The sequence below is a fragment of the Halogranum gelatinilyticum genome, from assembly GCF_900103715.1.
GTDB classification, from domain to species: Archaea; Halobacteriota; Halobacteria; order Halobacteriales; family Haloferacaceae; genus Halogranum; species Halogranum gelatinilyticum.
The window spans coordinates 1-25,138 of sequence record NZ_FNHL01000010.1 but is presented as its reverse complement, the minus strand read 5'-3'; the positions used below and the strand labels follow the sequence as shown (position 1 = coordinate 25,138).

Annotated in this window: 20 protein-coding genes and 1 pseudogene; 9 read left to right on the top strand and 12 right to left on the bottom strand. The window is 63.4% G+C overall.

Annotated features, from left to right (window positions below):
* Positions 1-118: 118 nt before the first annotated feature.
* The 3 genes from BLR57_RS18790 to BLR57_RS18780 all read left to right on the top strand — a co-directional run bounded on the left by BLR57_RS18790 (position 119) and on the right by BLR57_RS18780 (position 4,005).
* Entirely contained in the window at positions 119-1,369 is a 1,251-nt protein-coding gene (locus BLR57_RS18790) for a Zn-dependent hydrolase (protein ID WP_089700284.1), read from the top strand.
* Between the two features lie 433 nt (positions 1,370-1,802).
* Positions 1,803-2,618, top strand: a complete 816-nt coding sequence (locus BLR57_RS18785) for an IclR family transcriptional regulator (RefSeq protein ID WP_089700281.1) — start codon at positions 1,803-1,805, stop codon at positions 2,616-2,618.
* Positions 2,619-2,874: 256 nt separating this feature from the next.
* Positions 2,875-4,005: an MFS transporter gene (locus tag BLR57_RS18780; protein WP_089700278.1), complete on the top strand. Its 1,131-nt coding sequence runs from the start codon at positions 2,875-2,877 to the stop codon at positions 4,003-4,005.
* 189 nt (positions 4,006-4,194) lie between these two features.
* Here the strand turns inward: BLR57_RS18780 and BLR57_RS18775 are convergent, their stop codons facing one another.
* The 6 genes and pseudogenes from BLR57_RS18775 to BLR57_RS18750 all read right to left on the bottom strand — a co-directional run.
* The gene (locus BLR57_RS18775; RefSeq protein WP_089700275.1) at positions 4,195-4,704 is read right to left on the bottom strand and encodes a 3-isopropylmalate dehydratase small subunit; all 510 of its coding nucleotides are present in this window, start codon (positions 4,702-4,704) and stop codon (positions 4,195-4,197) included.
* The gene (locus BLR57_RS18770) at positions 4,701-6,014 is read right to left on the bottom strand and encodes a 3-isopropylmalate dehydratase large subunit (protein WP_089700301.1); all 1,314 of its coding nucleotides are present in this window, start codon (positions 6,012-6,014) and stop codon (positions 4,701-4,703) included. The genes BLR57_RS18775 and BLR57_RS18770 overlap by 4 nt, the downstream gene beginning before the upstream one ends.
* A 16-nt stretch (positions 6,015-6,030) precedes the next feature.
* The gene (locus tag BLR57_RS18765) at positions 6,031-7,029 is read right to left on the bottom strand and encodes a hydroxymethylglutaryl-CoA lyase (protein ID WP_089700272.1); all 999 of its coding nucleotides are present in this window, start codon (positions 7,027-7,029) and stop codon (positions 6,031-6,033) included.
* Entirely contained in the window at positions 7,026-8,231 is a 1,206-nt protein-coding gene (locus BLR57_RS18760) for a CaiB/BaiF CoA transferase family protein (protein ID WP_089700269.1), read from the bottom strand. Before BLR57_RS18760 ends, BLR57_RS18765 begins: the two co-directional genes overlap by 4 nt.
* 119 nt (positions 8,232-8,350) lie before the next feature.
* Positions 8,351-9,754: a dihydroorotase gene (locus tag BLR57_RS18755; RefSeq protein WP_089700265.1), complete on the bottom strand. Its 1,404-nt coding sequence runs from the start codon at positions 9,752-9,754 to the stop codon at positions 8,351-8,353.
* A pseudogene (locus tag BLR57_RS18750) lies at positions 9,751-10,257 on the bottom strand (isochorismatase family protein); the annotation flags it as partial. The pseudogene BLR57_RS18750 and the gene BLR57_RS18755, both read right to left, overlap by 4 nt.
* Here BLR57_RS18750 and BLR57_RS18745 point away from each other — a divergent pair.
* On the top strand, positions 10,174-10,965 hold the full coding sequence (locus BLR57_RS18745; RefSeq protein ID WP_139173404.1) for an amidohydrolase family protein: 792 nt from the start codon (positions 10,174-10,176) through the stop codon (positions 10,963-10,965). The pseudogene BLR57_RS18750 and the gene BLR57_RS18745 overlap by 84 nt on opposite strands.
* A 144-nt stretch (positions 10,966-11,109) precedes the next feature.
* Positions 11,110-12,879 (top strand): thiamine pyrophosphate-requiring protein, encoded by a 1,770-nt coding sequence (locus BLR57_RS18740; RefSeq protein ID WP_089700258.1) that lies wholly within the window; start codon positions 11,110-11,112, stop codon positions 12,877-12,879.
* Between the two features lie 201 nt (positions 12,880-13,080).
* Here the strand turns inward: BLR57_RS18740 and BLR57_RS19145 are convergent, their stop codons facing one another.
* Together BLR57_RS19145 and BLR57_RS18730 are read right to left on the bottom strand one after the other, a co-directional pair.
* The gene (locus BLR57_RS19145) at positions 13,081-14,067 is read right to left on the bottom strand and encodes a MarR family transcriptional regulator (protein ID WP_139173403.1); all 987 of its coding nucleotides are present in this window, start codon (positions 14,065-14,067) and stop codon (positions 13,081-13,083) included.
* A 172-nt stretch (positions 14,068-14,239) separates the two neighbouring features.
* Complete coding sequence (locus BLR57_RS18730) at positions 14,240-14,881, bottom strand: helix-turn-helix domain-containing protein (protein WP_089700255.1); 642 nt, start codon at positions 14,879-14,881, stop codon at positions 14,240-14,242.
* A 202-nt stretch (positions 14,882-15,083) separates the two neighbouring features.
* Between BLR57_RS18730 and BLR57_RS18725 the strand changes: the two genes are divergently transcribed.
* Together BLR57_RS18725 and BLR57_RS18720 are read left to right on the top strand one after the other, a co-directional pair.
* Positions 15,084-16,313 (top strand): FAD-dependent monooxygenase, encoded by a 1,230-nt coding sequence (locus tag BLR57_RS18725; protein ID WP_089700252.1) that lies wholly within the window; start codon positions 15,084-15,086, stop codon positions 16,311-16,313.
* 183 nt (positions 16,314-16,496) lie between these two features.
* On the top strand, positions 16,497-17,987 hold the full coding sequence (locus tag BLR57_RS18720) for an aldehyde dehydrogenase family protein (RefSeq protein WP_089700248.1): 1,491 nt from the start codon (positions 16,497-16,499) through the stop codon (positions 17,985-17,987).
* Between the two features lie 47 nt (positions 17,988-18,034).
* Here BLR57_RS18720 and BLR57_RS18715 read toward each other — a convergent pair whose 3' ends face one another.
* From BLR57_RS18715 to BLR57_RS18700, 4 genes are all read right to left on the bottom strand, one after another.
* Positions 18,035-18,355: a hypothetical protein gene (locus tag BLR57_RS18715; protein WP_089700245.1), complete on the bottom strand. Its 321-nt coding sequence runs from the start codon at positions 18,353-18,355 to the stop codon at positions 18,035-18,037.
* A gap of 135 nt (positions 18,356-18,490) precedes the next feature.
* Positions 18,491-19,141 carry a DUF7970 domain-containing protein gene (locus tag BLR57_RS18710; protein ID WP_089700242.1) on the bottom strand — a complete coding sequence of 217 codons (651 nt, stop codon included), beginning with the start codon at positions 19,139-19,141 and terminating at the stop codon, positions 18,491-18,493.
* Positions 19,138-19,998 (bottom strand): ParA family protein, encoded by an 861-nt coding sequence (locus BLR57_RS18705; RefSeq protein ID WP_089700240.1) that lies wholly within the window; start codon positions 19,996-19,998, stop codon positions 19,138-19,140. Before BLR57_RS18705 ends, BLR57_RS18710 begins: the two co-directional genes overlap by 4 nt.
* 521 nt (positions 19,999-20,519) lie before the next feature.
* Positions 20,520-21,722: a Cdc6/Cdc18 family protein gene (locus tag BLR57_RS18700; RefSeq protein ID WP_089700239.1), complete on the bottom strand. Its 1,203-nt coding sequence runs from the start codon at positions 21,720-21,722 to the stop codon at positions 20,520-20,522.
* A gap of 1,505 nt (positions 21,723-23,227) precedes the next feature.
* Here BLR57_RS18700 and BLR57_RS18695 point away from each other — a divergent pair.
* Both BLR57_RS18695 and tnpA read left to right on the top strand, forming a co-directional pair.
* Positions 23,228-24,523 (top strand): orc1/cdc6 family replication initiation protein, encoded by a 1,296-nt coding sequence (locus tag BLR57_RS18695; RefSeq protein WP_089700236.1) that lies wholly within the window; start codon positions 23,228-23,230, stop codon positions 24,521-24,523.
* 337 nt (positions 24,524-24,860) lie between these two features.
* The coding region (tnpA, locus tag BLR57_RS18690) for an IS200/IS605 family transposase (RefSeq protein ID WP_089700233.1) at positions 24,861-25,138 on the top strand (278 nt) is incomplete at its 3' end.

Below are 25,138 nucleotides of genomic sequence, written 5' to 3'. Positions count from 1 at the left end.
CTTCTGGTAGTACCGCCACGAACACTGTACCTATTCCCTAAAGTACCTAATATCGGACAGAATTCCCCCGACGACGAAAACAGTCAAGTAGTATGTTGGTAAATCATGTCGTAGCGAAATGCAAGTGAGCCAGCACCGTCTCCGCAGAGACATCGAAGCGAACGCCGAGTACGGCGGCCTCGCCGTCGACGAGGGCAACGGACGGACCGTTCTCGCAGGAACCGAAGCGGACCGGCAGGCCCGCGAATATTTCTGTGAGCGACTGCGCGATGCCGGACTCTCCGTCCACGTCGACGCCGTCGGCAACGTCGTCGGCCGGTGGGACCCCGAGAGTGCCGACTCCGACGCCGCGCCCGTCGCCGCGGGCAGCCATCTCGACTCCGTCCCCGAAGGCGGCATCTTCGACGGGCCGCTTGGCGTCTACGCGGCACTGGAGAGCGTCCGCGCGATGCAGGACGCCGGTGTCGAACCCGTCCGGCCGGTCGAGGTCGTCAACCTGACCGAAGAGGAGGGCCAACGGTTCGGCGGCGGTCTCCTCGGCTCGGCCGTCGCCGCCGGCGACACGACCGTCGATGAGGCACTCGCGCTCGAAGACGGCGAGGGGATCAGCTTGGGCGAGGCACTGGAAGACATCGGCTTCCGCGGGGAGGGTGCCGTCGACGCGAGCGAGTGGGACGCCTGGCTGGAACTCCACATCGAACAGAGCGAACGGCTCGAAGACGCCGACGTTCCGGCGGGCGTCGTCACGACCATCACCGGGCTGACGCGCTGTGAAGTCGAGTTCATCGGCGAAGCCAACCACGCCGGGTCGACGCTGATGGGCGACCGCTCGGACGCGCTGGCGGCCGCAAGCGAGTTCGTCCTCGACGTCGAGGCCATCGCCAACGACGTCGTCGCGTCGGATTCGGAGACCGCAGTCGCCACCGTCGGCAAACTCGACGTCGGGCCGAACGCGCCGAACGTCATCTCTGGCCGGACCGAACTGACCATCGACATCCGCGACGTCGAGCGCGACTCCGTCGAGACCATCGTCGACCACGCGCGGACCAGTCTCGACCTCATCGCCTCGGAGCGCGACGTCGAGACGACCTTCGAGCGGCCGTGGGGCCGCGAGCCGGTACCGATGAGCGACCGATGCCGAGACGCCATGCACGCCGCTGGCGACGAAGCCGGTATCGAGACGATGGACCTCCACTCGGGGGCCGCCCACGACACGATGAACATCGCGTCCGTGACGGACGCCGGACTCCTCTTCGCGCCGTCGCGTGGGGGAATCTCCCACAACCCGCTGGAGTGGACCGACTGGGAGGACTGCGCGGCGGCTGCGGACGTCCTCGCCGGTGCACTCGCCGACCTTGCGACGGAGTAGCCGTTCGCGAGCGCGACAGGGCAGAACCGGGGAGCCCGAACGGCCATAAGAGGAGAAGCGACTCTTTTCGAGTATCTGAGACGGCTGAAAGCGTTGTCGACTTCGCGAACGACACATAGCATGTGAATCGCTCAATTACTGGCGTTTCGACACTGTGAGGCCAGTCTGCGACTTCTGAAACCAGGGTACTGCTTCCGATTATGAGAGACGAACCTATTTGTTCTCGAAGGGAGAAAACAAAATCGTGCATATCGCGAATTGTCTCGCTTCGTTCCGCCGAAATCGCAGGTTTCGATGGTTTGAACCGGCTTCCCACCATCTAAAGAAACTGTCATACGGGAGCGAGAGAGACTCAGACACGCGATTTCAGTCGTAACGCGGCAGGCCTGCATGAAATACAAACGAATAAACCGTATTCGGCCGAAGGGCCGGTATGGCCGACCGCACGAACTCGGACTCGCCGCGGCTGTTGAAGACGGTCTCGCGTGCGTTCGACGTCGTCCGCGCGCTGGAGGACCTCGACGGCGCGGGCGTCACCGAACTCGCCGACGAACTCGAGATGTCGAAGAGTGCCGTCTACAACCATCTGATGACGCTCCGGGACAACAAGTTCGTCGTCAAAGAGGGCAACACCTACTCGTTGTCGTTGCAGTTCCTCTTGCTGGGCGAGTACGTCCGCAACCACAACCAACTCTACCGTGAGGGCAAGAGCGTCCTCGAAGGGCTGGCGGAGACGACCGGCGAGTACGCCCATCTCTCGACCGAACAGCACGGACTCGGCGTCAACCTCTACAAGGTCCGCGGCGAGAAGGCCGTCGGCAGCGACTACCAGACGAGTAAGCTTCAGAAACCCGACTACCTCCATTTCTCGGCGACGGGCAAGTCCATCCTCGCACATCTCCCCGAGGAACGCGTCGAGGAGATCATCGACAGATACGGGCTGGTCCGGAAGACTGCCAACACCATCACCGACCGCGACGCGCTGGTCGCGGAGTTGGAGACGATTCGCGACCGGGGCTACGCCTACAACGACGAGGAGGAGATCGAGGGGCTGCAGGCTATCGGCGCGCCCGTCTTGAACCGCCACGGGAAGGTCCTCGGCTCGGTGTCGGTGTCGGGACCGCGTCGTCGGATGGAGGAGACCGAGTACCACGAGATGGTCGTCGACGAGGTGACCAACGCCGCCAACGTCATCGAGGTCAACATCAACATGGCCGAGAGCGAGTCGGAGAGTCCGGACTTCTTCTGACTTCTTCCGATTTCTTCTGACGTCGCTGCCGCGGCCGTCGGTCGCCGTGCCGACCGGTCTTTATCCACAGACGGGGCGTGTAACGTTACACGCATAGCAGTGTAATACAAGAGCGGGGGGAGACAGGTTCCCGCGTGACGGTGGAGCGGCGGACTCGGCCGGAACCGTAACCCACTGATACCCCTCTCTCGTAGACAGGAGTGTGACACAATCGTCAGCGTCGTCGGATCGGTTGCTCTCCGGCTATCCCGGCCGGATGCTGGCGACCGTCTCGCTCGCGTGGGCCGTCCTCCAGCTCGGACGCTTCCTCCTCTCGCCGCTCCTGCCCACCATCATCGATGACCTCGGCATCACGAACGCGACCGCGGGCATCGCACTCGCCGTCTTCCAAGGCATCTACGCCATCACCCAGTATCCCGGTGGGGAGTATTCGGACCGCTGGACCCGCGCGACGCTCATCGTCCCCGGACTCGTCGTGCTTGTCCTCGGCTTCGCCACGTTCGGGCTGGCAGGCGGGCTGGCGGGCTTCGTCCTCGCCGCCGCGGTCACGGGTCTCGGGAAGGGACTCTTCGCCATCCCCTCGCGGGCGCTCCTCTCGGATCTCTACGTTGAGCGTCGCGGGCGGGCGATGGGACTGTACGCCGCCGGAACCGACCTCGGTGGGCTGCTCGCCTCCGGCGTCGCCATCCTCGCGCTCACCTACGCGACGTGGCGTGCTCCGTTCCTCCCGGTCGCCGCCGTCCTCGGTGTCCTCACGCTCCTGTTCGTCCTCTGGTCGCGTGAGGAGTACACCGTCGGGTCGCCGTCGCTCGACGCCACGGGAACGATCCGGCGGCTCGTCGCCAGCCCTGAGCAACGGCGGACGCTCGTCGCGTTCGCGCTCTTCTACTTCATGGTCGGCGGCTTCATCAACTTCTTCCCGACCTATCTCATCGAGGCGAAGGCGTTCTCCGAACAGCTAGCCAGTGCGGCCTTCGCCATCGTCTTCGTCGTCGGTCTCGCCATCAAACCGATCGCCGGCGCGGTCAGCGACCGGTTCCGCCGTGAGTCCATCGCCGTCGTCGGCCTGCTCGTCGCCGCCGTCGCCCTCGGTGTCCTCTCGCTGGTCGGCGGCGAGTCCAGACTCCTCATCTACGGCTGTATCGTCGTCCTCGCGCTCGGCTACAAGATGGAGTTCCCGCTCGCGGACACCATCATCGTCGACAACGCGCCCGACGGCGACATGGGCGCAGACCTCGGCGCGGCACGGGCACTCTTCCTCGGCGCGAACGCGCTCGGCCCGGCCTACGTCGGCATCGTCGCGACCTACGCGGACTACGTAACCGCCTTCGCCGGCCTCGCTGTCTGTCTGCTCGTCGCCGCCGGCCTACTCTACTGGGATACCTGACCCCGAGTTCGGCTGTGGCGAACGCGTGTTCAACCGGGAGACTACGGCGGATTACGACCGAGAAAAACGTGAATCGACGCCCGCGATAGGCGTCAGTGGGTGCCTCTGATTCGCTGCCCGCTCCGAGCGAGATGCCCGCCTCACTCGGTCTTGGTGCCCGGATGTGTGACTCTCCGCTCTCTTCGTCGCTCAGCCCTCGAGCTTCGCCTTCGTGTAGGCCTTCAGCCCGCCCTGTTCGACGAGCGACTGGAGGAACTCGGGGAGTGCTTCCGCCTCGTACTGCTCGCCCGTCGTGTGGTTGTGGACGACGCCGGCGTCGATGTCCATGCTGACCTCGTCGCCGTCGTCGATGGCGTCCGCGCCCGGACAGATGAGGACGGGCAGCCCGAGATTGATGGCGTTACGGAAGAAGATGCGGGCGAACGACTGGGCCACGACGCCCGAGACGCCCGCGCCGACGAGCGACAGCGGCGAATGCTCCCGCGAGGAGCCGCTGCCGAAGTTCTCGCCCGCGACGACGAAGTCGCCGTCGGCGACCTCCTCCGAGAACTCCGGCCGGAGGTCGTTGAACGCGTGGGTCGCCAGCTCCTCGGGGTCCGAGGAGACGATGAAGCGCGACGGGGTAATCTGGTCGGTGTCGATGTTGTCGCCGAAGACCCACGCGCGCCCTGCCTCACTCGGGTCGGTCTGCGCGCTCATGGCGACACCTCCGCGAAGACGGTGTCGTCGTGGCGCGTCGTCTCGATGCTTCGTGGGTCCGTAATCTCGCCGTAGAGCGCGCTGGCACCGACCGTCGCCGGACTGGAGAGATAGACCTTCGAGTCCATCGACCCCTCACGGCCGGGGAAATTGCGGTTCGCCGTGGCGAGACAGACGTCGTCGTCGCCGAGGACGCCCTGGTGGTAGCCCGCACACGGGCCACAGCCCGCGCTCTGGATGACCGCACCCGCGTCGGTCAGCGTTTGGAATACCCCGGTGTGGAGCATATGCTGGTAGACGGACTTCGAGGCGGGCACGACGACCATCCGGACGTTGGGTGCGAGTTCCTCGCCCGCCAGGATGTCGGCGACGACCTTGATATCCTCGTAGCGGCCGTTCGTACAGGTGCCGACGAACAGCTGGTCAATTTCTGTGCCTTCGACCTCCGTCACGTCGACAGCGTTCTCGGGGTTCGAGGGTTTCGAGACCTGCGGCGCGAGGTCTGCTGCCCGATACGTGTAGACCTCGTCGAACTCCGCATCGTCGTCCGAACGGAGACTGCCGTCGAGCTCGATGTCGTTGCCCGTCTGCCGTTCGAGGTAGTCGACCGTCCGCTCGTCGGGGGCGACGAAGCCCGCCTTGCCACCCATCTCGATGGCCATGTTCGAGAGGACGAGTCGCTCGTGAATCGGGAGCGATTCGATGGTGCTACCCGTGTACTCGGCGGCTTTGTACGTACAGCCGTCGAAGCCGACGTCGCCAATAAATCGAAGAATGAGGTCCTTCGCGTAGACGCCGTCGGCGAGGTCGCCCTCGACCTCGAACTTCAGCGTCTCGGGCACGCGGAACCAGAGTTCGCCCGTCGCGAGCGCGGTCCCGAGGTCGGTCGAGCCGACGCCCGTCCCGAAGGCCCCGATGCCGCCGTAGGTTGTCGAGTGTGAGTCCGCGCCGATGACGAGGTCGCCGGGACGGACGAAGCCCTCCTCGACGAGGACGGCGTGGCAGATGCCGTCGCCGACGTCAAACTGGTGGGCCCCGTGTTTGGCGGCGAAATCCCGGACTGCGTTGTGGTTGTTCGCGGCCTGTACCCCGTCGGCCGGGGCGTGGTGGTCGATAGTGAAGACGGTACGGTCGGGCGCGAACAGGTCGGCGTCCTCGCCCGCCACCTCGTGGAAGGTCTGGAACGCGAGCGGCCCCGTGATGTCGTGGGCCATCGCCACGTCGATTTCGGCCTCGACGTAGTCGCCCGCACGGGCGTCGGTTCCGGACTTCTCCGAGAGGAGTTTTTCGGCAAGTGTCTTTCCGGTCATGGTCCTGTCTGGATCGTCATTGTTCGTCGTCCGCGTCGTCCGCATCGGCTGCATCGGCCGCGTCCTCGTTGTCGGCCGCGACAGTTTCGAGGACGCCCTCGACGGTCCCGCCCGCGAGGACGTGGCTCGTCACGCCGAGGCCCAACTGTTCAGAAACGTCGTGGGCCGCGGCCTCTATCTTCTCGAAGTCGACGCCGTTCTCCACGCCCATCCGCGTCAGCATCTGGACGAGATCCTCCGTCGGCGTGTTGCCGACCCCCGACATCCCGCCGGGGAGGACGACCCCGCCGCCGAGGCCACAGACCGAGGCGTCGAAGCGGTCGACGCCGACGGCCATCGCGGCCAGCGTATTCGCGAGGCTCATTCCGTTCGTGTCGTGGAGATGGAGTCCCATGTCGAGGTCCGGATGGGCCTCGAAGGCGGCGGTGAACCGCTCGGTGATCTCGACGGGGTTGGCGAGTCCCATCGTCGTCGCGAGCGTCACCTCGTCGACGCCCGACTCGACGACGCTGTCGACGACGGCGAGCGTCTCTGCGGGGTCGATACGGCCCTCGTAGGGACAGTAGAAACTCGTCCCCATCCCGGCCTCGACCTCGATGCCGTGGTCGTGTGCCAACTCGACGATGTCGTCCATCTCCGCGAGCACCTCCTCGCGCGTGCGGTTCTGGTTCTTCTCGGTGTAACTCTGGCTCACGGTGACGAGCGCGTTCACCTTGTCGACCTCCGCTTCGACGGCGCGCTCCATGCCGACGAGGTTCGGGACGAGCGCCCGGTAGGTCACGTCGTCGTGCCGCTCGATTTTTTTGGCGACTTCGTCGGCGTCTCGGAGCGTCGGGACCGCCTTCGGGTGGGTGAAGGAGGAGATCTCGATCTCGTCGACGCCCGTCGCCGAGAGCTGGTCGATGATCTCGACCTTCTCGTCGGTGGGGACGAACTCGTCGAGCCGCTGGAAGCCGTCGCGAGGCAGCATCTCGACTACGTGGACCCGCTCGGGCAGGTCGTCGAGCAGGCTCATATCGCGCCCTCCTCCTTCAGCTCTGCAAGCATCTCGTCGTCGTAGCCGAGCCGTTCGCGGTAGACATCGTCGTTGTGTGCCCCAAGCGACGGGCCGAGATGTCTGACCTCGCCCGGCGTCTCCGAGAACTTCGGGAAGACGTTCTGCACCGTCGCTTCCCCGAGATCTTCGTCCTCGACGGAGAGGAACGCCTCGCGAGCGGCGTAGTGCTCGTCGTTGAGGATGTCCTCGACGTTGTAGACCGGCGCGAGCGTCGCGTCGGCTTCTTCGAAGGCTTCGAGAACCTCCTCGCGCGTGTGGTCGTCCATCCAGTCTTGGATGATGGCGTCGAGTTCGTCGACGTTCTCCAGCCGCTTCGCGTTCGTCTCGAACCGTGGGTCGTCCTTGAGGTCCGGCCGCTCGATGGCGTCGAAGGTGCGCATCGCCAGCGGCTGGGCGCTCGCCGAGATGGCGACCCAGCGGTCGTCGCCGGTCCGGTAGACGTTCCGCGGGGCCGACGAAGTCGAGCGGTTACCCGAGCGCTCTTCGATCTCGCCCAGTTGCTCGTAGCGGAGCGGTTGGGGGCCGAGGAGGCCGAAGATGGGTTCGATGAGGCTCGTATCGATATACTGTCCTCCGCCATCGTTGACGTCGCGGTGGTAGAGCGCGAACATCACCGCGAACGTCGAGAACAACGCCGCGATGTTGTCGGCGAGGCCAGTCGGCGGCAGCAACGGCGGTGAGTCCGGGAAGCCGTTGAGGTAGGCGAAGCCGGACATCGCCTCCGCGAGCGTCCCGAAGCCGGGGCGCTCGGAGTATGGGCCGTCCTGGCCGAAGCCGGACATCCGGAGCATCACGAGGTCCGGGTTGACTTCGGAGAGATGCTCCCAGCCGAGGCCCCACCGTTCGAGCGTGCCGGGGCGGAAGTTCTCGATGAGCAGGTCCGCGTCGCTCACGAGGTCCTCGAACACCGCTCCACCGGTGTCGGTGGAGATGTTGAGGGTGATCGACTGCTTGTTGCGCGAGAGGTACTTGTGCCAGAGGCCGACGCCGTCCTTCTTCGGGCCGAAGTTGCGGATGTGGTCGCCGAAGTCGGGATGTTCGATCTTGATGACCGTCGCCCCGAAGTCGGCGAGGAATCTGCCGACCGTCGGGCCGGAGATCATCGACCCGGCTTCGAGAACGACGAGGCCTGCGAGTGGTCCGTCTGTATCGTCTGTCATGTGTTGTGTTCGGTGATGGGCTGAATCGTGTCGGTGTGTCGGTGTGTCGGTGTGTCGGTGTGTCGTCGTATCGTCTGTTGTCCGATGGTGGATGTGGGGTTGGGAGTACGGTCTGTCGGTCAGACCGGTCGGTCGATGTGGGTCCCGTGACCTTTCGTCCCGACGACGTCACCGTCATCGTAGGCGAGGTGGCCCTTGACGACGGTCTGGGTCGGCCAGCCGGTGACCTCACGTCCCTCGTAGGGGGAGTAGCCGGAGACGCTGTGTAACAGTTCCGGTGTCACCGTCTTCGTCTCGTCGAGGTCGACGACCGCGAGGTCGGCGTCGCTGCCGACTCTGACGGTCCCCTTCTTCGGATAGAGGTTGAACGCCTTCGCGGCGTTCGTGCTCGTCACCTCGACGGCGCGCTCCAAGGAGAGCCGTCCCTCGTTGACCCCCTCCGAGAGGATGAGCGGCAACATGACCGGTGTCGACGGGAAGCCGAGCAGACTGTCGCGGAAGCCCTCGCCGAACTTGTTCTCGGCGAGGTTCGCACAGTGGTCGGTGCCGACCGTCGAGATGGTGCCGTCGGCGAGGCGGTTCCAGAGCGTCTCCTGGTCGGCCTTCGAGCGGACGGGCGGGTTGACCTTCATCCGCTCGTCGCACTCCTCGGTGGTGAGCGTCAGATAGTGGATACAGGTTTCGCCCCACGTGCGATAACCCGCGTCGTGGAGTGTGGCGAGTTCGTCGGCCGTCTGGCCCGCGGAGATGTGGACCGCATAGAAGCGGTCGTCGTAGCCGTGGACCTTCGCGAGCGACGCGCCCGCGACCATGCTCTGTGTCTCGGCGTAGCCGGGGAACTCCTCGACCATCACCTCGTAGCCCTCGTCCTCGTCGACCTCGGTGTCGTCGGACTCGGAGGTGACGTAGACGTTGCCACCGGCGAGCGCGTTCGTGATTTCGACGTTCTCGGAGTGGTAGCCGAGCGTCGTCGGCACGTCCTGGTCGGCGAGTGTCTGGATGAACGCGTCGCCGAAGTCGTCGTGCATATCGCAGTCGACGCCGAACTTCTCGCGGGCGGCGTTCTTGTAGTTCATGTACCACTTGAACGTCGTGATGCCGAACTCTTCGATTATCGTGGGAATCTCCTCGACGTGCTCCATCGACAGTAGCCCGAGCGAGAAGAAGTAGTCGTGGTAGTAGTTCGGTTCCGCCTCGTCGAAGTAGCCCGGCATGATGTCCGCGTACGCGCCGGCGCGACGGAAGTAGTTGCCAATCGTCGTGACGCCGCCGACGAGGTCGGACTTCGACTCGGATTCGGCGTCGGCTTCGAGCCCACGGTAGATGCCGTGGTGGGTGTGGGGGTCGATTGCGCCCGGCAGGACGTACTTGCCCGTCGCGTCGACTTCGGTCTCCCCCGAGAGCGTCCCGGGCGAAGCGATGGCCGAGATGGTCTCACCGTCGGCGGCGACGTCGGCGCGGAAGGTCCCGTGTTCGGGTGTGACGACCGTCCCGTTCGAGATGACCAGATCGTGGTCGCTCATAACGTCTCGACCCACTCCTCGACTTCTTCGGTCTCCAGGACTTCCGCGTACTTCATCCACAGGTCGAGAAGGCCGATCTTGTGGGAGGCCTCAATGCGGTCGAAGATGCACTCCTGCGGGAGCACGACGCTCAGTCCGTTCTGTTTGGCGTCGACGGCCGTCGCCCGGACACAGCCGCTCGTCGAGTTGCCGACGATGATGACCGAGTCGTGGCCCCCGCGGACGAGTCGTGACAGGAGGTCCGTCCCGTAGAACGCCGACGCGTAGGACTTGTCGACGACCGTCTCACCCTCCTCGGGGGCGATGGGATCGACGATGGCTAGGTCCGGATGCTCGGGGTCGTCGTAGCTCGACGGAACCACGCGTGTGTAGGTGACGGGAATCTCCTGCTCGCGGGCGAAGTCGAGAAACGGTTCGATGTGGTCGATGGCGTTCCACGCGATCTCGCCCATCGCGGTACGGTGCTCCTCGATGGCGTCGAGGATGGGGACGCCGCCGCCGAGGAACTCGACCACTGGCTCTCCCAGGACGGCTTCGTCATGACCGGCGAGGGCATCCGCGGCGACCCGACCCGGACGGAGCCAGTCGAGTGGCGTGAGCGGAAGAAGAACATCTCGAAGGTGTTCGACGTGGCCGCGAAACACGGGGTGCCGGTGCGGTGGCACACCGGCTACACCTCCGGCTACGGCGGGAACCACCTGTTTCACCTCTACCCCGACTGGCAGGACCCGACGCTCGCCGCGCAGCTGAAGGCCGAATATCCGGAGGTGCCCATCGTCTTCGACCACGGCGGGATGCAGGCCGGCTGGCGCGAGAAGTACGTCGACAAGGTGACGCAGGTCGCGAGCACCTTCGACGACGTCTACCTCGAGATCGGCCTCTACTGGAAGGAGCTGATGAAGAAGCCGATGAACGACCCGAACATCTCCGTCGAGCAGTTGCTCTGGGGCAGCGACTGGGGTGCGTCGATGATCCAGCACAGCCAGCACCACGAGTATCCGCCGACCTACTGGGAGCAGATCAACAGCCGCGGACTGCCCGCCCACCAGGTCGACTACTGGGGAGCCACCCAGCGGCAGCTACTGAAGTATGCGATGGAGACGGACCTGCCGCAGGACGACCTCAACCTCATCCTCGGCGGCAACGCCGCGCGCCTGCTCGACCTCGAGTTGCCGCACACCCGTATGTTCCCCGACTACAAGACGGTCTGAGGCTGTTCCACTTTCTTCTGTTTCGCGCGCTCGCGTACGGTGGGCAACGCGAACGGTGTTTCACTCGTTCCGCCTCGAACGGCCCGTACCGCCGTTTTCCGGCCCCGTCCGAACGTATTTGACCGCCGAGAGTGAGGAGCGGCCATGAACGACGCCGGAGACGAGGGAGTGGACGAGCATGAGGACACGGGGAGTGAGCAGCGACGTGACCCTACCGACCCCGAGGAGACGGTCGTCGCCGCCGACCGGCTGCTCCAGTCGCTGCGGGCGTACGGCGTCGAGTACGTCTTCGCCAACCTCGGCACCGACCACACCCCACTCTTAGAGGCTGCCGCCCGGCTGCGTGCAGCAGACGCGGGCGACAGCTATCCCACGGTCCTAAGCTGTCCCCACGAGTTCGTCGCGATGAGTGCCGCCCACGGCTACGCGGCGGCGACGGGCGACCCACAGGCCGTCCTCGTCCACGTCGACGTGGGGACGCAGAACCTCGGCGCGGCGATGCACAACGCCCACCGGGCGGCCGTGCCGGTCTTCGTCATCTCGGGGCTCGCTCCAATCACCGAGACCGGCTATCCCGGGTCACGCGACCACGCGGTCCACTACGCACAGGACGTCTTCGACCAGCCGGGTATCGTCCGCGAGTACTGCCGCTGGACGAGCGAGTACCAGTCGCCAGCGGACCCCGCGACGTACGTCCGCCGGGGACTCGAACGGGCGAACGCCGCTCATCCGGGACCGGTGTATCTCACGGCGTCCAGAGAGGCACTGGAGCTGCCCGTCACGCCCTCTGCCTCCCTGTCGCGAGGGCCGCGACGGACGACACCGTCAGGTGCGGACCGCGCGACCGTCGAGACGCTGGCCGAGCGGGTCGCCGCTGCCGAGCGGCCGGTCGTCGTCACGACGGATTTCGGGACGGAGCCGAGCGAGGAGCGCGTGGAGACGCTCGTCGCGTTCGCGGAAGCCGCGGGCGCGGGCGTGGTCGAACACGGGCCGACCGCGCTCAACTTTCCGCGGAACCATCCGCTACACGTCGGCTACGAGCCGACGGAGCTGTTCGACGACGCGGACCTGCTGCTCCTCGTCGACGTTGACGTGCCGTGGGTACCGGCGAACGGAAGACCGAACGAGGGGACCGAGGTCGTCCAGATCGACCCGGACCCGACGAAGGCGACCTATCCACACTGGTCGTACGACGTCGACCTGACGGTGGGAGCCGACGCCCGCCGGACGCTCGACGCGGTGACGGCGCTGCTCGACCCGACCGACGGCGAGGAGGGCCGGACACACTGGGAGCGCGTTCACGAAAGGGCGGCGGCCCAACGAGCGGACGAGCTGGCCGCGGCCCGGGAGGCCGATGGTATCTCACCGGTCGAGCTGTCGGCCGCCGTCGGCGACGCCATCGACAGCGAGACGGTCCTCGTCGAGGGCGCGGTGACGAGCCGCACGTCGGTGTTGGACCACGTCGAGCGCACGAAGCCGGGGAGCTACGTCGCCCGCGGCGGCGCGGGACTCGGCTGGGCGGGCGGCGCGAGCGTCGGCATCAAGCTCGCCCGCCCCGACAGCCGGGTCGTCTCGCTCGTCGGCGACGGCTCGTATCTCTTCTCGAACCCCGTCGCCCACGCGTGGCTGGCCGCGGAGTACGACGCGCCGACGCTGACGGTCGTCTACAACAATGCCCGTTGGAACGCGGTACGGAGCGCGACGGCCGCGCAGCATCCCGACGGCGACGCCGTCGCCGACGGAGTCCCCGAGAGCGAGTTCGGGACGCCGCTGGACCTCTCGGTCCCGGCACGGGCGGCAGGACTGCACACACAGCGCGTCGAGGAGGAAGCGGAACTGGCCGACGCGCTGGCCGAGGCGGTCGATGCCGTTGACGGCGGGAAGCCGGCGGTCGTCGACGTGCGGATTCGGTGAACGTGCGGATTCAGTAAGAGTCTGTGAGCCGGGGAAAGAGTCTGTGAGCCGGGGAGCGTGAGCGCGGTGGCGTCAGCAGCGACGACGGAGCCGACGCTGGGGGCGCGTGAGGACTGAGAGAACTGTAACAGCCGCGAGAATCGACAGCGTCGCGAAAGATAGCGAAAGAAGACTCACCCGAGCAGCGGTGCGTGGGTGGTGTTACTGGTCGGTCGAGGACGACCGGCCGCAGAGTGCCTCCTCGACGATGCGGAGTTCTTCGGCCTCGGAGATGCGGTCGGAGTTCATGCAGGCGTGGAGAATCTTGTGGGCGAGTTCCGGGTCGTCGAAGACCGATTTCCCGCCACACTCCTCGTCGACACGTCGTTCGAGTGCCGAGAGTCGGCGGTCGACGTCCGTGTCGGCGTCAGCGGTCGGTTCCGACTGCGCGGCCGCGAAGACGTCCGGCGTCCGGTCGGTCGGCTTGTCGGTGTCGGCGGTATCGGCGTCGGCGTCGAGCATCGTCGTGATGAACACGCGTCGGTCCTCCCAGTCGAAGTTCTCGATGGAGTTGACGCGGCGGTTGATCGTTGCACAGCTGACTCCCAGTATATCGGCGAGGTCCCGCTGCGTCGCGTGGGGGTGCTCGACGACGGCCGCCAGCGTCTCCTGCTGTTGGGTGGTCAGACCGTCGAACCACTCGTCCGCGGCTGGGTCGTCTCGGGCGTCGATGTTGCGGTCTGCCGTCGTCTCTTCCACCCGTTCGGTCGAGTCTGGGGAACGCTCGGCGTGGGCCGTGGTGGCACCGGCGTCCGGACCTCCCGTGGCGGTGACCATCTCGGCCTCGCTGCGGTTGGCCGTGCCGTCGGTGACAGCGAAGGGCGGACGTTCCGCCTCGGCGGCCGGGTCGGCCGGGTCGGCCGTCGCAGTCGGGTCGGCGGGGTCGACGGCAGTATCCGACGAAGCAGTCGGCGAGTCGTCAGCCGACGGTTCCTCCTCTGCGGGCGTCTCGCCGGGGTCGCCGTAGGTTTCGAGGACGCGTTCGACCAGCGTCACGGAGGCCCCACTGACCGACGCGGCAAGGTTCTCGACGGAGTCGCCGGGCCGAGTCTCGGCAGCATCGAGTATTCGCTTGTGAATCACTGCTCGTGGAAGCGGTGTGGGCTGTCCCCCGTCGTCGTAGTAGTGTGTCTGCTGTGTGTTGCTCATGGTGAGTCCCCTGTCGTGAGGCGTGATACCGAACTCCACTCTGTCGGTATATCATTATTCAAGTAGGCACACCCTTAGAGTGTTTATTTACTATGCAACATTTTAAATAGTGATATACCCGCCAGTCGAGAGGTTGGAGATTTCGGGTTACGTCCGAGATTACGTAATCGAGTTACAGAAGTGTGTGCGCGATGAGCTGTTCGTGGCCGCGTCGGAGGCGGCCCGCGAACGCCTGCCGGGAGATGGAGAGTTCGTTCGCGATCTCTTCGAGCGAGGCGTCGCGGGTCGTGCCGAAGTAGCCCCGTTCGTACGCGAGGACGAGCGCCTCGCGTTGGGAGTCGGTGAGACCGTACTGACTGTTCGCACCCTCGTCGTCCTCCTGGTAGATGCTGTCGAGGCGGAAGTCGATATCCATCTCTAGACACCGCTCACGGAAATCGTGGAGTGCGCGGCGCGTCGGCACCTGTGCGCGGAAGTGGACGCCGTCGTGAGTCGAGTGGGCACCGAGGAAGACGATGTCGAACTCCGAGGCCTCCGGATAGGTCATCTTCTGGCGTGCCTCGACGGTGAAGTTCACGCGGTAGAGCCGCCGTGACGGGATTTCGGTGAGAATGGCGAACTGATCGACTGCGGGATCGGCCGCGAGTGCGTCCTCGAAGTCGTGGAAGTCACCACCGCTCGCCCAGAAGATGTACTTCGCGCTGTGCTCGTCGATGATCTGGAGGTCCTCCATCTTCAGCACCATGTCGGGGACCCGCTCGTGTGTATCGGCCAAGACGGGCGATTGGATCGTATACTCCGTGATGAATCCCATCGTTCATCATCGTTAGTCGTCAGTGCCGTATTAAGCGTTCGTGCGACGGGTCGGTCCCGGTGACTGTCGATAAAGTGACGACGAGGACCGTTTCGCGGGTCATTCGGGCGTTTCGTCCGTTCCGAACCTGTCGGCGACGCGGTGTGTCGCGACGCAGTGACCACAATACATATGTGGGTCGTGTCGATATGTTCAAACGTCCATGAGAGACGTTGACGCGGACGCACCAGTGGTAGTGGCAGGTGCGGGTCCTGTCGGGATGACGACTGCCCTCGCCCTACACGCCCGCGGTGTCCCGGTGACGATTGTCGAAGCAGAGTCAGAAGACCGCGACCGGTCGGGGAGTCGGGCCATCTACGTCCACGGTTCGACGCTTCGGACGCTCGAACGCATCCATCCCGGACTGGGGATGGAGCTCGTCGAGGAGGGGCTGGTCTGGCCAACTCGCCGGACCTGCTACCACGGCAAGGAGGTCTTCTCCCGCACCTACAGCACACCCGGAGGCCACGGCGACATCCCGCACTTCTCGAGTATTCCGCAGGTACGGACGGAGGCGTATATGCACGAGGCACTCGAAGAGGCCGGCATCGAAATCCACTGGGACGCAGCCGTCGAGTCGGTCGAGTCGGGACCGGACGGCGTCACCGTCGAGACCGCCGACGGTCAGACTTGGGAGACGCCGTATCTCGTCGGTGCCGACGGGGGTGGCTCGACCGTCCGCAAGGAGATCGGCGCGTCGTTCGACGGCGACCAGTCGGAGAACTCCTTCATCATCGCCGACATCGACGAGGTCGAAGAGGACCCGATGCCGCTCGAACGGCTCTTTCACTACGCCGACCCCGAGGTTGGCGGACGAAACGTACTGCTTGTTCCCTTCACCGGCGGCTGGCGGCTGGACATCCAGTGCATCGAAGGTGACGACCCCGAAGAGCTCGCCAGCGAAGAACAGATGCGGGAGTTCACCCGCGCCGTCATGGGCGAACGGTACGCCGACAACGTCACCTGGGTGTCGAGCTACAAGTTCCTGCAGGTGATGGCCGACACGTTCGTCGACGACCACCGCCGCGTCCTGCTCGCCGGAGAGGCGGCCCACCTACTCGCGCCGTTCGGTGCCCGCGGGATGAACTCCGGGATCGCCGACGCCGACGAGGCCGCCTCGGCCATCGCCGTGGGATATCGGGCCCGCAGCGACGCCGTCGCCCGCGACGAGGTCGAGATGTACGCCGCACGCCGCGAGAAGGCGGCCGAGTACAACCTCAACGCCGCCGGGCAGGCACTCGACTATCTCCAGGGTGAGGACCCGGTGACGGTCCTCCGCAAGGAGGCCGCCGCGGCACTCGCAGACCACTTCGAACCGGCGGGAGAGTATCTCGACGACGCCCCGTACGGACCGCACACGCCACCGCCCATCGTCACGACGGGCAACTACTGACCCCAACGCAGAACCCCGGACCGGACGTCGCCGGAGACGCCACCGCGTCGCCCGTTAGAGACGAGCGGGACGGCCCAGACCGACCGCCGGAGACAGTGTCAACGCCATCAAAAATAGCAATTCGGTGAAAATTTCACTGGTTTGTAACCATCTATATCTACAGGGCGCGAATACCTGGTACACATGGTCGACACCATCTCGATAGAGAGCGACTGGAACGCACTGTACATCGACGGCGACTGGGTCGAAAGCGAGAGCGGCGAGACCATCGCCGTCGAGGATCCGTCGACACGAGAGACCGTCGCACACGTCCCCCGCGGGACGGAAGGTGACGTGGACGCCGCCTACGAGGCGGCCGCCAAGGCCCAAGAAGAGTGGGCCGAGACGCCGCCCGCCCGGCGCGAGGAGGCAGTCCAGACGCTGCTGGAGAACCTCGAAGCCCACCACGACGAGATCGTCGAACTGCTGTCCGCCGAGGCGGGTGGCTCGAAAATCATGGGCGGCACCTCCGTCCATCTCGCGGCCGACCAGGCTGCCGAGGCGGCGACGTTCCCCCGACGGATGAAGGGCGAGCACGTCGCCTCCAACATCCCCGGGAAGGAGAACATCGTCGAACGCGAACCCGCCGGTGTCGTGACAGTCATCTCGCCGTGGAACTTCCCGCTGAACCTGTCGATGCGGGCGGTCGCACCCGCCATCGCCACGGGCAACACAGTCGTCCTGAAGCCGTCGACGAACACGCCCATCGCGGGCGGGCTGCTGTTCGCAAAGCTGCTCGAAGACGCGGGGCTCCCGGACGGCGTCATCAACGTCGTCACGGGCCGCGGCTCAGAGATCGGTGACCGCGTCGCGAGCCACCCCGCGAGCAACGTCGTCGCGTTCACGGGGTCGACGCCGGTCGGCCGCCGCGTGGCTGGCAAGGCGGCCGAAAACCTCGCGACGCCCGCAATGGAACTCGGCGGCAACAACGCCCACATCGTGACCGAGGACGCCGACATCGACGACGCCATCGACGCCGCGGTCTTCGGCAGCTTCGTCCACCAGGGACAGGTCTGTATCTCCATCAACCGCCATCTCGTCCAGGAGTCGGTCTACGACGAATACGTTGAGAAACTGACCGCGCGCGCGGAGTCGCTGCCGGTCGGGTCGGCGCACGACCCCGAGACGGTCGTCGGTCCCATCATCGACGAGTCCCAGCGAGACGAGATGCTGGCGTACGTCGAGCAGACGGTCGAAGCGGGTGCGACGCTCGAAACCGGCGGGTCGACGGTCGAACTCGACGGCGTCGACGACTCGCTGGTCGTCGCGCCGACGGTTCTCTCGGGTGTGACGAACGAGATGTCGGCGGCGTGTTTCGAGCACTTCGGCCCTATCGCGCCCGTGATTCCGTTCTCGGACGTCGACGAGGCGGTCGAACTCGCAAACGACACCGAGTACGGTCTCTCGGGGTCGGTCCACGCTGGCGACGTCGGGACGGGCAAGGAAATCGCCAACCGGATGGACACCGGGATGGTCCACGTCAACGACCAGCCCATCAACGACGAGGCACACGTTCCCTTCAGCGGGACCAACGCCTCCGGGATGGGTGGCTACAATACCGACGAGTTCCTCAACGAGATCACCGAGACGAAGTGGATCTCGCTGCAGCACGAGCCGCGCGAGTATCCGTTCTGAGTCGCTGACCGACGCTGATTTTTTGAGAATCGTGGAAGAGAGCGACGCTACAGCCCGAGCTGTTCTGCGACCCAGTGGTCTCGGACGGCGAGCACCATCTCTTCCTCGTCGGCGAAGACGGTTGTCTCGGCGACGAACTCGTCCCACGTGCCGTCGGGGACCAGTGACAGGTCGGCGGCGGACGACGCGTCCGACGGGCTGGCAGCGACCATCTCGTCGAACGTGTCGAAGTCGGTGTACTCGGCCATGAACGCCTCGCTGAACAGTTCGGTGATGGAGATTTCGTCACGGCCCGCCAGTACCTCCTCGGCGGTCGGGAGATCCTCGGCAGCTTCTGCTGCGGCTTCTACATCTATCGCTGGTGCCATACGTACACTGTTGGGGACGGTATCTAAAAACGCCACGGTAGAGACAAACACACAGACACACAGAGACCGCTCAGTCACGGTCGACTCCTGCGAGACGGATTCAGATGAGACAGTGGGTAGAGTCCGTCGGAGCCGTCAATCGAGGTAGTCGTAGCCCCAGTCGCGGAGCGTCTCGGCGACCTCTTCGGGATGCTCCATCGCGACGAGGTAGGCCGCCTCGCGGAGGTCGAGCGTGTAGACATCTTTGTCGAGGATCTGCTCGACGTCGCTGCGGAGCGTGCGCTCCGCGCGGTCGGTCTCGTCTCGGAGGAAGAACTGGGTGATGTTCGGGCGGTCGTCCTTGACCGAACTCCGACGGAGGACCCACGGGATGTGTGAATCGTCGGGAGCGTCGGCATCGCTCGACTCCACCGCCTCGGCGTCGGGTGGACTGGTTGTCTCGGCCGTGCTCTCGGCATCGCCCGGAAGGTCGTCGCTGGGCCCGTCGTGGTCGTCGGATGTCTCGGTGGCATCGTCGGCAGCTATGTCGCCGTCGGGTTCCGTGCTGCCGTCGGCGGTCTCCGTCTCTTCGGCAGTCGCTTCCGGCTCTTTTGCCGTGATAGCGGCCGACGACGTCGAATCCGAAGTCGGTTCGGGGACCGCACCGTCGGCAGGGTCGTCGGCCGAGCCATCTGCATCCGCAGGGGAACCGTCGGGTTCCGTCGTCGTCTCGTTCTCCTCGATTTCCCCGGTCTCGTCCTCCTCGAACGGGTCCGCGAACGGGTCGTCGCCGGTGCCGGACTTCATGCTGTGACCTCCAGCTCGACCTGTGCGGCGAGATGCTCGGCGAGCTGCTCGAATTTCTCTAGGGTCTCGACCTCGTAGTCACGCTTGCGGTCACGGTGTTCTTCGATGAAGGTGAACGCCGAACACTGCTGTCGCCAGCAGCCCTCGAACATTGACGTCCGGTCGCGGATGGAGACAGGGACGTCGAAGCCCAACTCTTCGAGTTCCTTCGCGTAGCTCCGCTGGTCGCTCGTGTTCTTGACCTCGTTGGGGACGGCTGCGAGGACGCCGATGTTGATCTCGAGTTCGGATTCGAGACCTTCGACGAGGTCTTGCAGGCCGGAGACGGACTGTTCGCCCTTCCCGGAGAGTTCGACGGGAATGACGAGATTCCGGGTGGCGTAGAGCGCGTTGTAGAGCTGCGGCCCGGTCGTCGCCGGCGGGTCGATGATGAGAACGTCGTACGTGCTCGGAACGTCAGCCTCGCGAAGGACGCGGAAGAGTTGCTCGTACATCGGATACTCGTAGTCCGGGTCGGGGTTCGTGTCCTCCTCCAGCTCGGCCGTCTTGAGCAGGAGCTCGGTGAGTCGCTCGAGCATATTGTGGGAGGGGACGACGTCGACACCGTGTTCGGTTTCGTGGACGAGGTCGGCGAACGAACCCTGCGGGCGGCCGATCATGTGGCGGACGATGTTGTCGGCGGCTCCCTCACTTCGCGCCTCGTCGACGTCGAAGAGGTAGCTGATGCTCCCATCCTGTGGGTCCATGTCGATGACGAGCACGTCGAGTCCCGCACGAGCGTGTGCAACGGCGAGGTTCGCCGAGAGAGTCGTCTTCCCAACGCCCCCAGCCTCGCTGTATACCGTGTACGTGAGCATGGATGGACGCACAGACTGCATCGTATTAAAGCTCAGTCAGACAAGTCAGCAAGGTTAAACAGTTATACTAGTTAGTCATACTAACTAGTTAGACTGTAAATGAATACTAAATAGGGACAGATAAAGAAGAAGAAAAAGGGGAGGTTCTCAGAAACCGGCTCCGAAGGCGTCTTACACCAATGAACGTGGTAACACGAGAAGCAGGTCGACAGGTTGTGAAAAGATGAGGCGGTCAGATTCACGAGACTTCTACCCACACACCCCACGTTTCCGACGTTCCCGTTAGCTCGGTACACCAGTCATCGTACACCCCCACCCCACGTTTCCGACGTTCGAGGTGAAGGGTAGTGGTTCGCTGAACAGTGTCGGAAGACAGGAAATCGGATTCGTAGCACTCGAGGGTGTCGGAATTCTGGCTGTCGGAGCTGTTCGTTACGAGGCTCCGGTCGGAAGAGTGGTCCTCGGTGGGATTTCCGCGTCTTCGGGCGCGGGAGGATGTCGACGTATTCGGTCAGAACGGGCTATTCGTCCTCGATCCCGGTGTCCAACGCCTCGATGACGATTTCAGGGTCCTTCATCAGTCGGTGCTGCAAGAACGCTCCCTTTGACGCACCGCCACCCGTGTGATAGGACTCGGTGATACCGAGGAACGACTGTTCCTTGAGCAGTCGGTACACGCGGTCGTGTGAGAGTGGTTCCGAGCCCTCTTGCTCGGCCAGTCGCTCGTAGAGCTGGTGAATCTCGCTCGTGGAGAACTGGACGTCGTCGCTGTCGTGAGTCAACAACGCGAGTGCGCGAAGAATATACTTCACGTGCGGAGTGCTGCCGGAGACGAGATCCTGGAACCGCTTGACTTCGGTTCGCTGTTGGGCGTCGTCGACGTGCTGGGTGGTGACTTTCGAGTCGGTGCGCTCCTCCGCGAGCGACCCAGCCTCGAAGAGGATGTCAACTGCTTTCCGCGCGTCACCGTGTTCCCGTGCAGCTAGAGCCGCCGTCTTCGGAATCACGTCGTCTTGGAGGACGCCTTCGAGGAACGCGTCACGTCGGTTCTGGAGAATTTCCTCTAATTGGTTGGCGTCGTACGGATGGAAGGTCAGTTCACGGTCCTGCAACGACGAGTTGACACGTTCGTTGAGCTGTTCGCGATACTCGATCTTGTTCGAGATGGAGATGACACCGATGTACGCGTCGGTCTTACCCGACTCCTCGGCCCGCGAGAGCTGCATGAGGATGTCGTCGTCGCTGAGTTTGTCGATTTCGTCGAGGATGACGGCGAACACGTCGACGTCTTCCAACAGCATCCACAGATAGCGGTAGTACTCGGAGGCACCGATGCCTTGCGCAGGTATCTCCATCGACGGAGACAGTTCGTCACGGACCTGCAACACCATCTCACGGGCAACTCGCGTCTCGGTATCCGCATCAGAGCAATCGACGTATACGTGTCGAAGGTCGACACCGTTTTCCCGAGAATGCTTTCGAGCTCGACGACAGATATGTCGCGAAACGAGCGACTTTCCCGTCCCGGTCTTGCCGAAGATGATGAGGTTTCGTGGTGGCCCACCCTGCGTCGCTGGTCCAAGTGCGGCACCGACCTTCCGCATCTCGTCGTCGCGACCGACGATACGGTCACGCTCGGGAACGTGCCCGACGCGGAGAAGCTCCCGACGAGCGAAGATGTCGCCCGTACTGAAGAGGTCCGTATCCGAAAATCCGTCTGTCATTGAGGGACAAGGTGAAGCAAGTGTCATAATACTACCGGACCACGCACCGAGTGACACAAGCCGAAAGTCGATAATTGAGTCCCCTCAGACACTGAAACAGTGGAAACTCGGATTTGGACGACCCCACCCCCAGTAACGAGTGAGAGTGGTGTCGTTTGACTTATTCCATCGAACACCCCTCACAACGAGTGAAATATCACAGTTCGAATTGGAGCACTCACACACCCCTCGCAACGAGTGACAGCGACACGAGACGGGGTCAGTATTCCTCACACCCCCTACAACGAGTGACAGCGACGAGATGGTTCGTCGCACCCACCCCTCGCAACGAGTGAAAAGACGAGTCGTTGTATCCCCTTTCAGTTCGAGGACCCCCTTTCAACGAGTGACAGTGACCAACGCGCGATATCGGAGTAACTCACACACCCCTCGTACCGAGTGACAACGCGAAGAGATTCGATCTGCTCAGATTGGGAGGAAATCGTGTCAGACACACCCCTCGCAACGAGTGATAGAAGGACTTCTCAACAACTGATACTACCGATAGCACGCTGTACTGAGTGAAAGAGTACTACTGTGATTATGGCAGATATATCATATTTTATGGATGGTTGTGATCTAGAAACGAGTATAGTATAGTCTAGTCTAGAAATTCTTTATATATTTTACTATAGAAACAATTATGGCAGATGGAGAGTCGGACACGTCGTGCGTTTCTGCCCATAACGAGTCGTAGAATACGGGTACTTTATATACTGTGTGTTTTACCCCCCGGTCCCGCATCGAGCACTGTCACTCGTTGCGAGGGGTGGGTGGACGTGTAGACCTCAGACTACCACGGTTGACCTTGCCCTCTCTGTTGATCCTCCCGTGATTCTCTGCTTCCCACCCCTCGTTTCCGACGTTTGTTATCACTCGGTGACTCGATCAACGTATACACCCCACCCCTCGTTTCCGACGTTTCTAGTATTCTAAACGAACCGAGTACCACCCCGAGAGTACCCGTCCCTTCGTTTCCAACGCTCGATGAGAACTACTGTAGCGTGTTGGTGACGATGATAGTTAGACCGATGTTGCAATCTCCTCTCGCGTCTACGAACCCATTATTCGTATTCTTCCGACGTCTCTTCACGATTAACGTCGGAAACGTGGGGGGTGGGGGTCTCCAAACTGACTCCCGTACGAACCACGACTCTCCCCACCTCATCCACCACTCGAACGTCGGAAACGTGGGGTGGGGGTGTTCCCCTCGAACGTCGGAAACGAGGCTGAATTCACTCTCGGGCAAATATCGCCAAATCACGCTCGGTTCTCTCTCTGTCGACGCTTTACGACGGAAATACGGGGAGCAAACGGTGATAACGACGGAAACAAGCCTCTCAGACTTTCTAACCGACATCCGCTTTCAAACCTCCTCTACCTCTTGAATTCGACCGATAAAACGGCGGAAACACGGCCCGCACTTTCCCTATGGTTTTAAGGTCGTGTCATGTCACCACGTGCGTATGGAAGACGGTTCGTCTCGGGACACGTCTGTCCCCGACGACGCGGAACAGCCCTCCGAAGACGCGGAGGTCAACATCGCCCAGGAGATTTTCTCCCAACAGGAAGATCCGATCTTCGCGAACAAGAGCCTCCTCGAAATCAGCCACGTTCCGAGTTTCGACCGAATCGTCGGACGAGATAACGAGATTCGAAAGCTGTCGGAAGAACTCCGTGGTGCTGTCCAGGGCTACTCCCCTGAGAACGTCATCGTCTACGGGAAAACGGGGACGGGGAAGTCGCTCGTCTCGAAGTACGTCTCCTCGCAGGCTGTCGCCAACGCCCACGACGACGTCCGAATCGGGTACGAGTATCTCGACTGTTCGACCGACAACACCGAGACGCAGGCGGCCTCCACCCTCGCTCGGGCGTTCAACGACCCGGAAGAGACGGGACTCGATATTCCCGAGCGGGGGTTGTCGACCGCCGCCTACTACAAGCGACTGTGGCAAGTCCTGGAACAGCGGTACGACGTCGTCCTCATCATCCTCGACGAAGCGGACCTGATGGCCGACGACAACCTCCTGATGAAACTCTCACGTGCGGGCGAATCCGGGAATACCGACTGCCGCATCGGGGTCATCGCGATTTCGAACAAGATCGAGTGGGCCGAGGACTTGAACGAGCGTGTCAAGAGCAGCCTCCAACCGAAGGAGCTCTCGTTTCACCCATACGACGCCCAACAGCTCGAAGAAATCCTCCAACACCGGCGTGACGCGTTCAAACCCGACGTACTCGACGACGGGGTGATTCCGCTCTGTGCCGCGTACGCCGCGTCGGACTTCGGCGACGCCCGAAAAGCCATCGACGTGCTTCGGCACGCGGGCAACGTCGCGTACGAGCGAGACGCCGACACGGTCACCGAACAGCACGTCAAAGACGCGCGGACGAAGGCCGAAAAAGACCGGTTCAAAGAACTCGTTGAGGGGATTCCACAACAGGCGAAGGCGTCGCTGCTCGCGCTCGCGATCCTCTCGTTGAACTCCGAGCAAGAGGAGTTCCCCACCCAGCTCGTCTACCGGCAGTATCAGAACATCTGCGACAACATCGGCCAGGACGTCCGCTCCGAGCGGCGGTTCCGTGACATCCTCAAGGAGTTAGCGTTCCTCGGCATCGTCGACAACCGGAAAGAGAACCTCGGGCGGTCCGGTGGTATCACACTTCTCAACCGTCTCGTCGAAGAGCCGGAAATCGTCTACGAGATCATCCGCGACGACGCCCGGTTCGAAACGCTCACGAACCATCTCTCGGAGTCGTAGATCGTCGAGAACTGGATTCTCTCGCGTCGCTATCTCTCCTCGATCTGAACTGTGCATGGCTGCTGAGATCCGTCGTCGTGTCGTGTTCTGATCGTTCCCCGGTCGCCCCGGAGACCCCCCGCGTTTCCGACGTTTCTTTGGAGAAAGTTGTCCCGGGTGGTTGGCGGGGGTCGTCTCGGGTGAGATGCGTTGTGATACAGAATCGTAGCGCATACCCGCGTCTTTAGGCGCGGGTCGAGCGGACAACAGCGTACATATCCACCGACGATGTTATCGCTGGATTTCCCACCGTGAACCGTGGTTTTAAGATATTCTGGATACATAGTGTGTAGTACGGATGAAGACCACACGGCACGCCACTTACAACCTTAACTACCACATAGTGTGGTTGCCCAAGTACCGACAGTCGGTACTGGTTAACGAGGTTGGCGACCGTGTGCGAGACATTCTCCACGAAATCGCTGACGACAAAGGACTCGAAATCATCGACTTGACAGTCCAATCTGACCACATCCACCTGTTCGTCAGTAGTCCACCGAAGCACGCCCCGTCCCTTCTCGCCAATTGGTTCAAAGGGATTAGCTCGCGGAAATACAACCACCGCCACGCTGACCA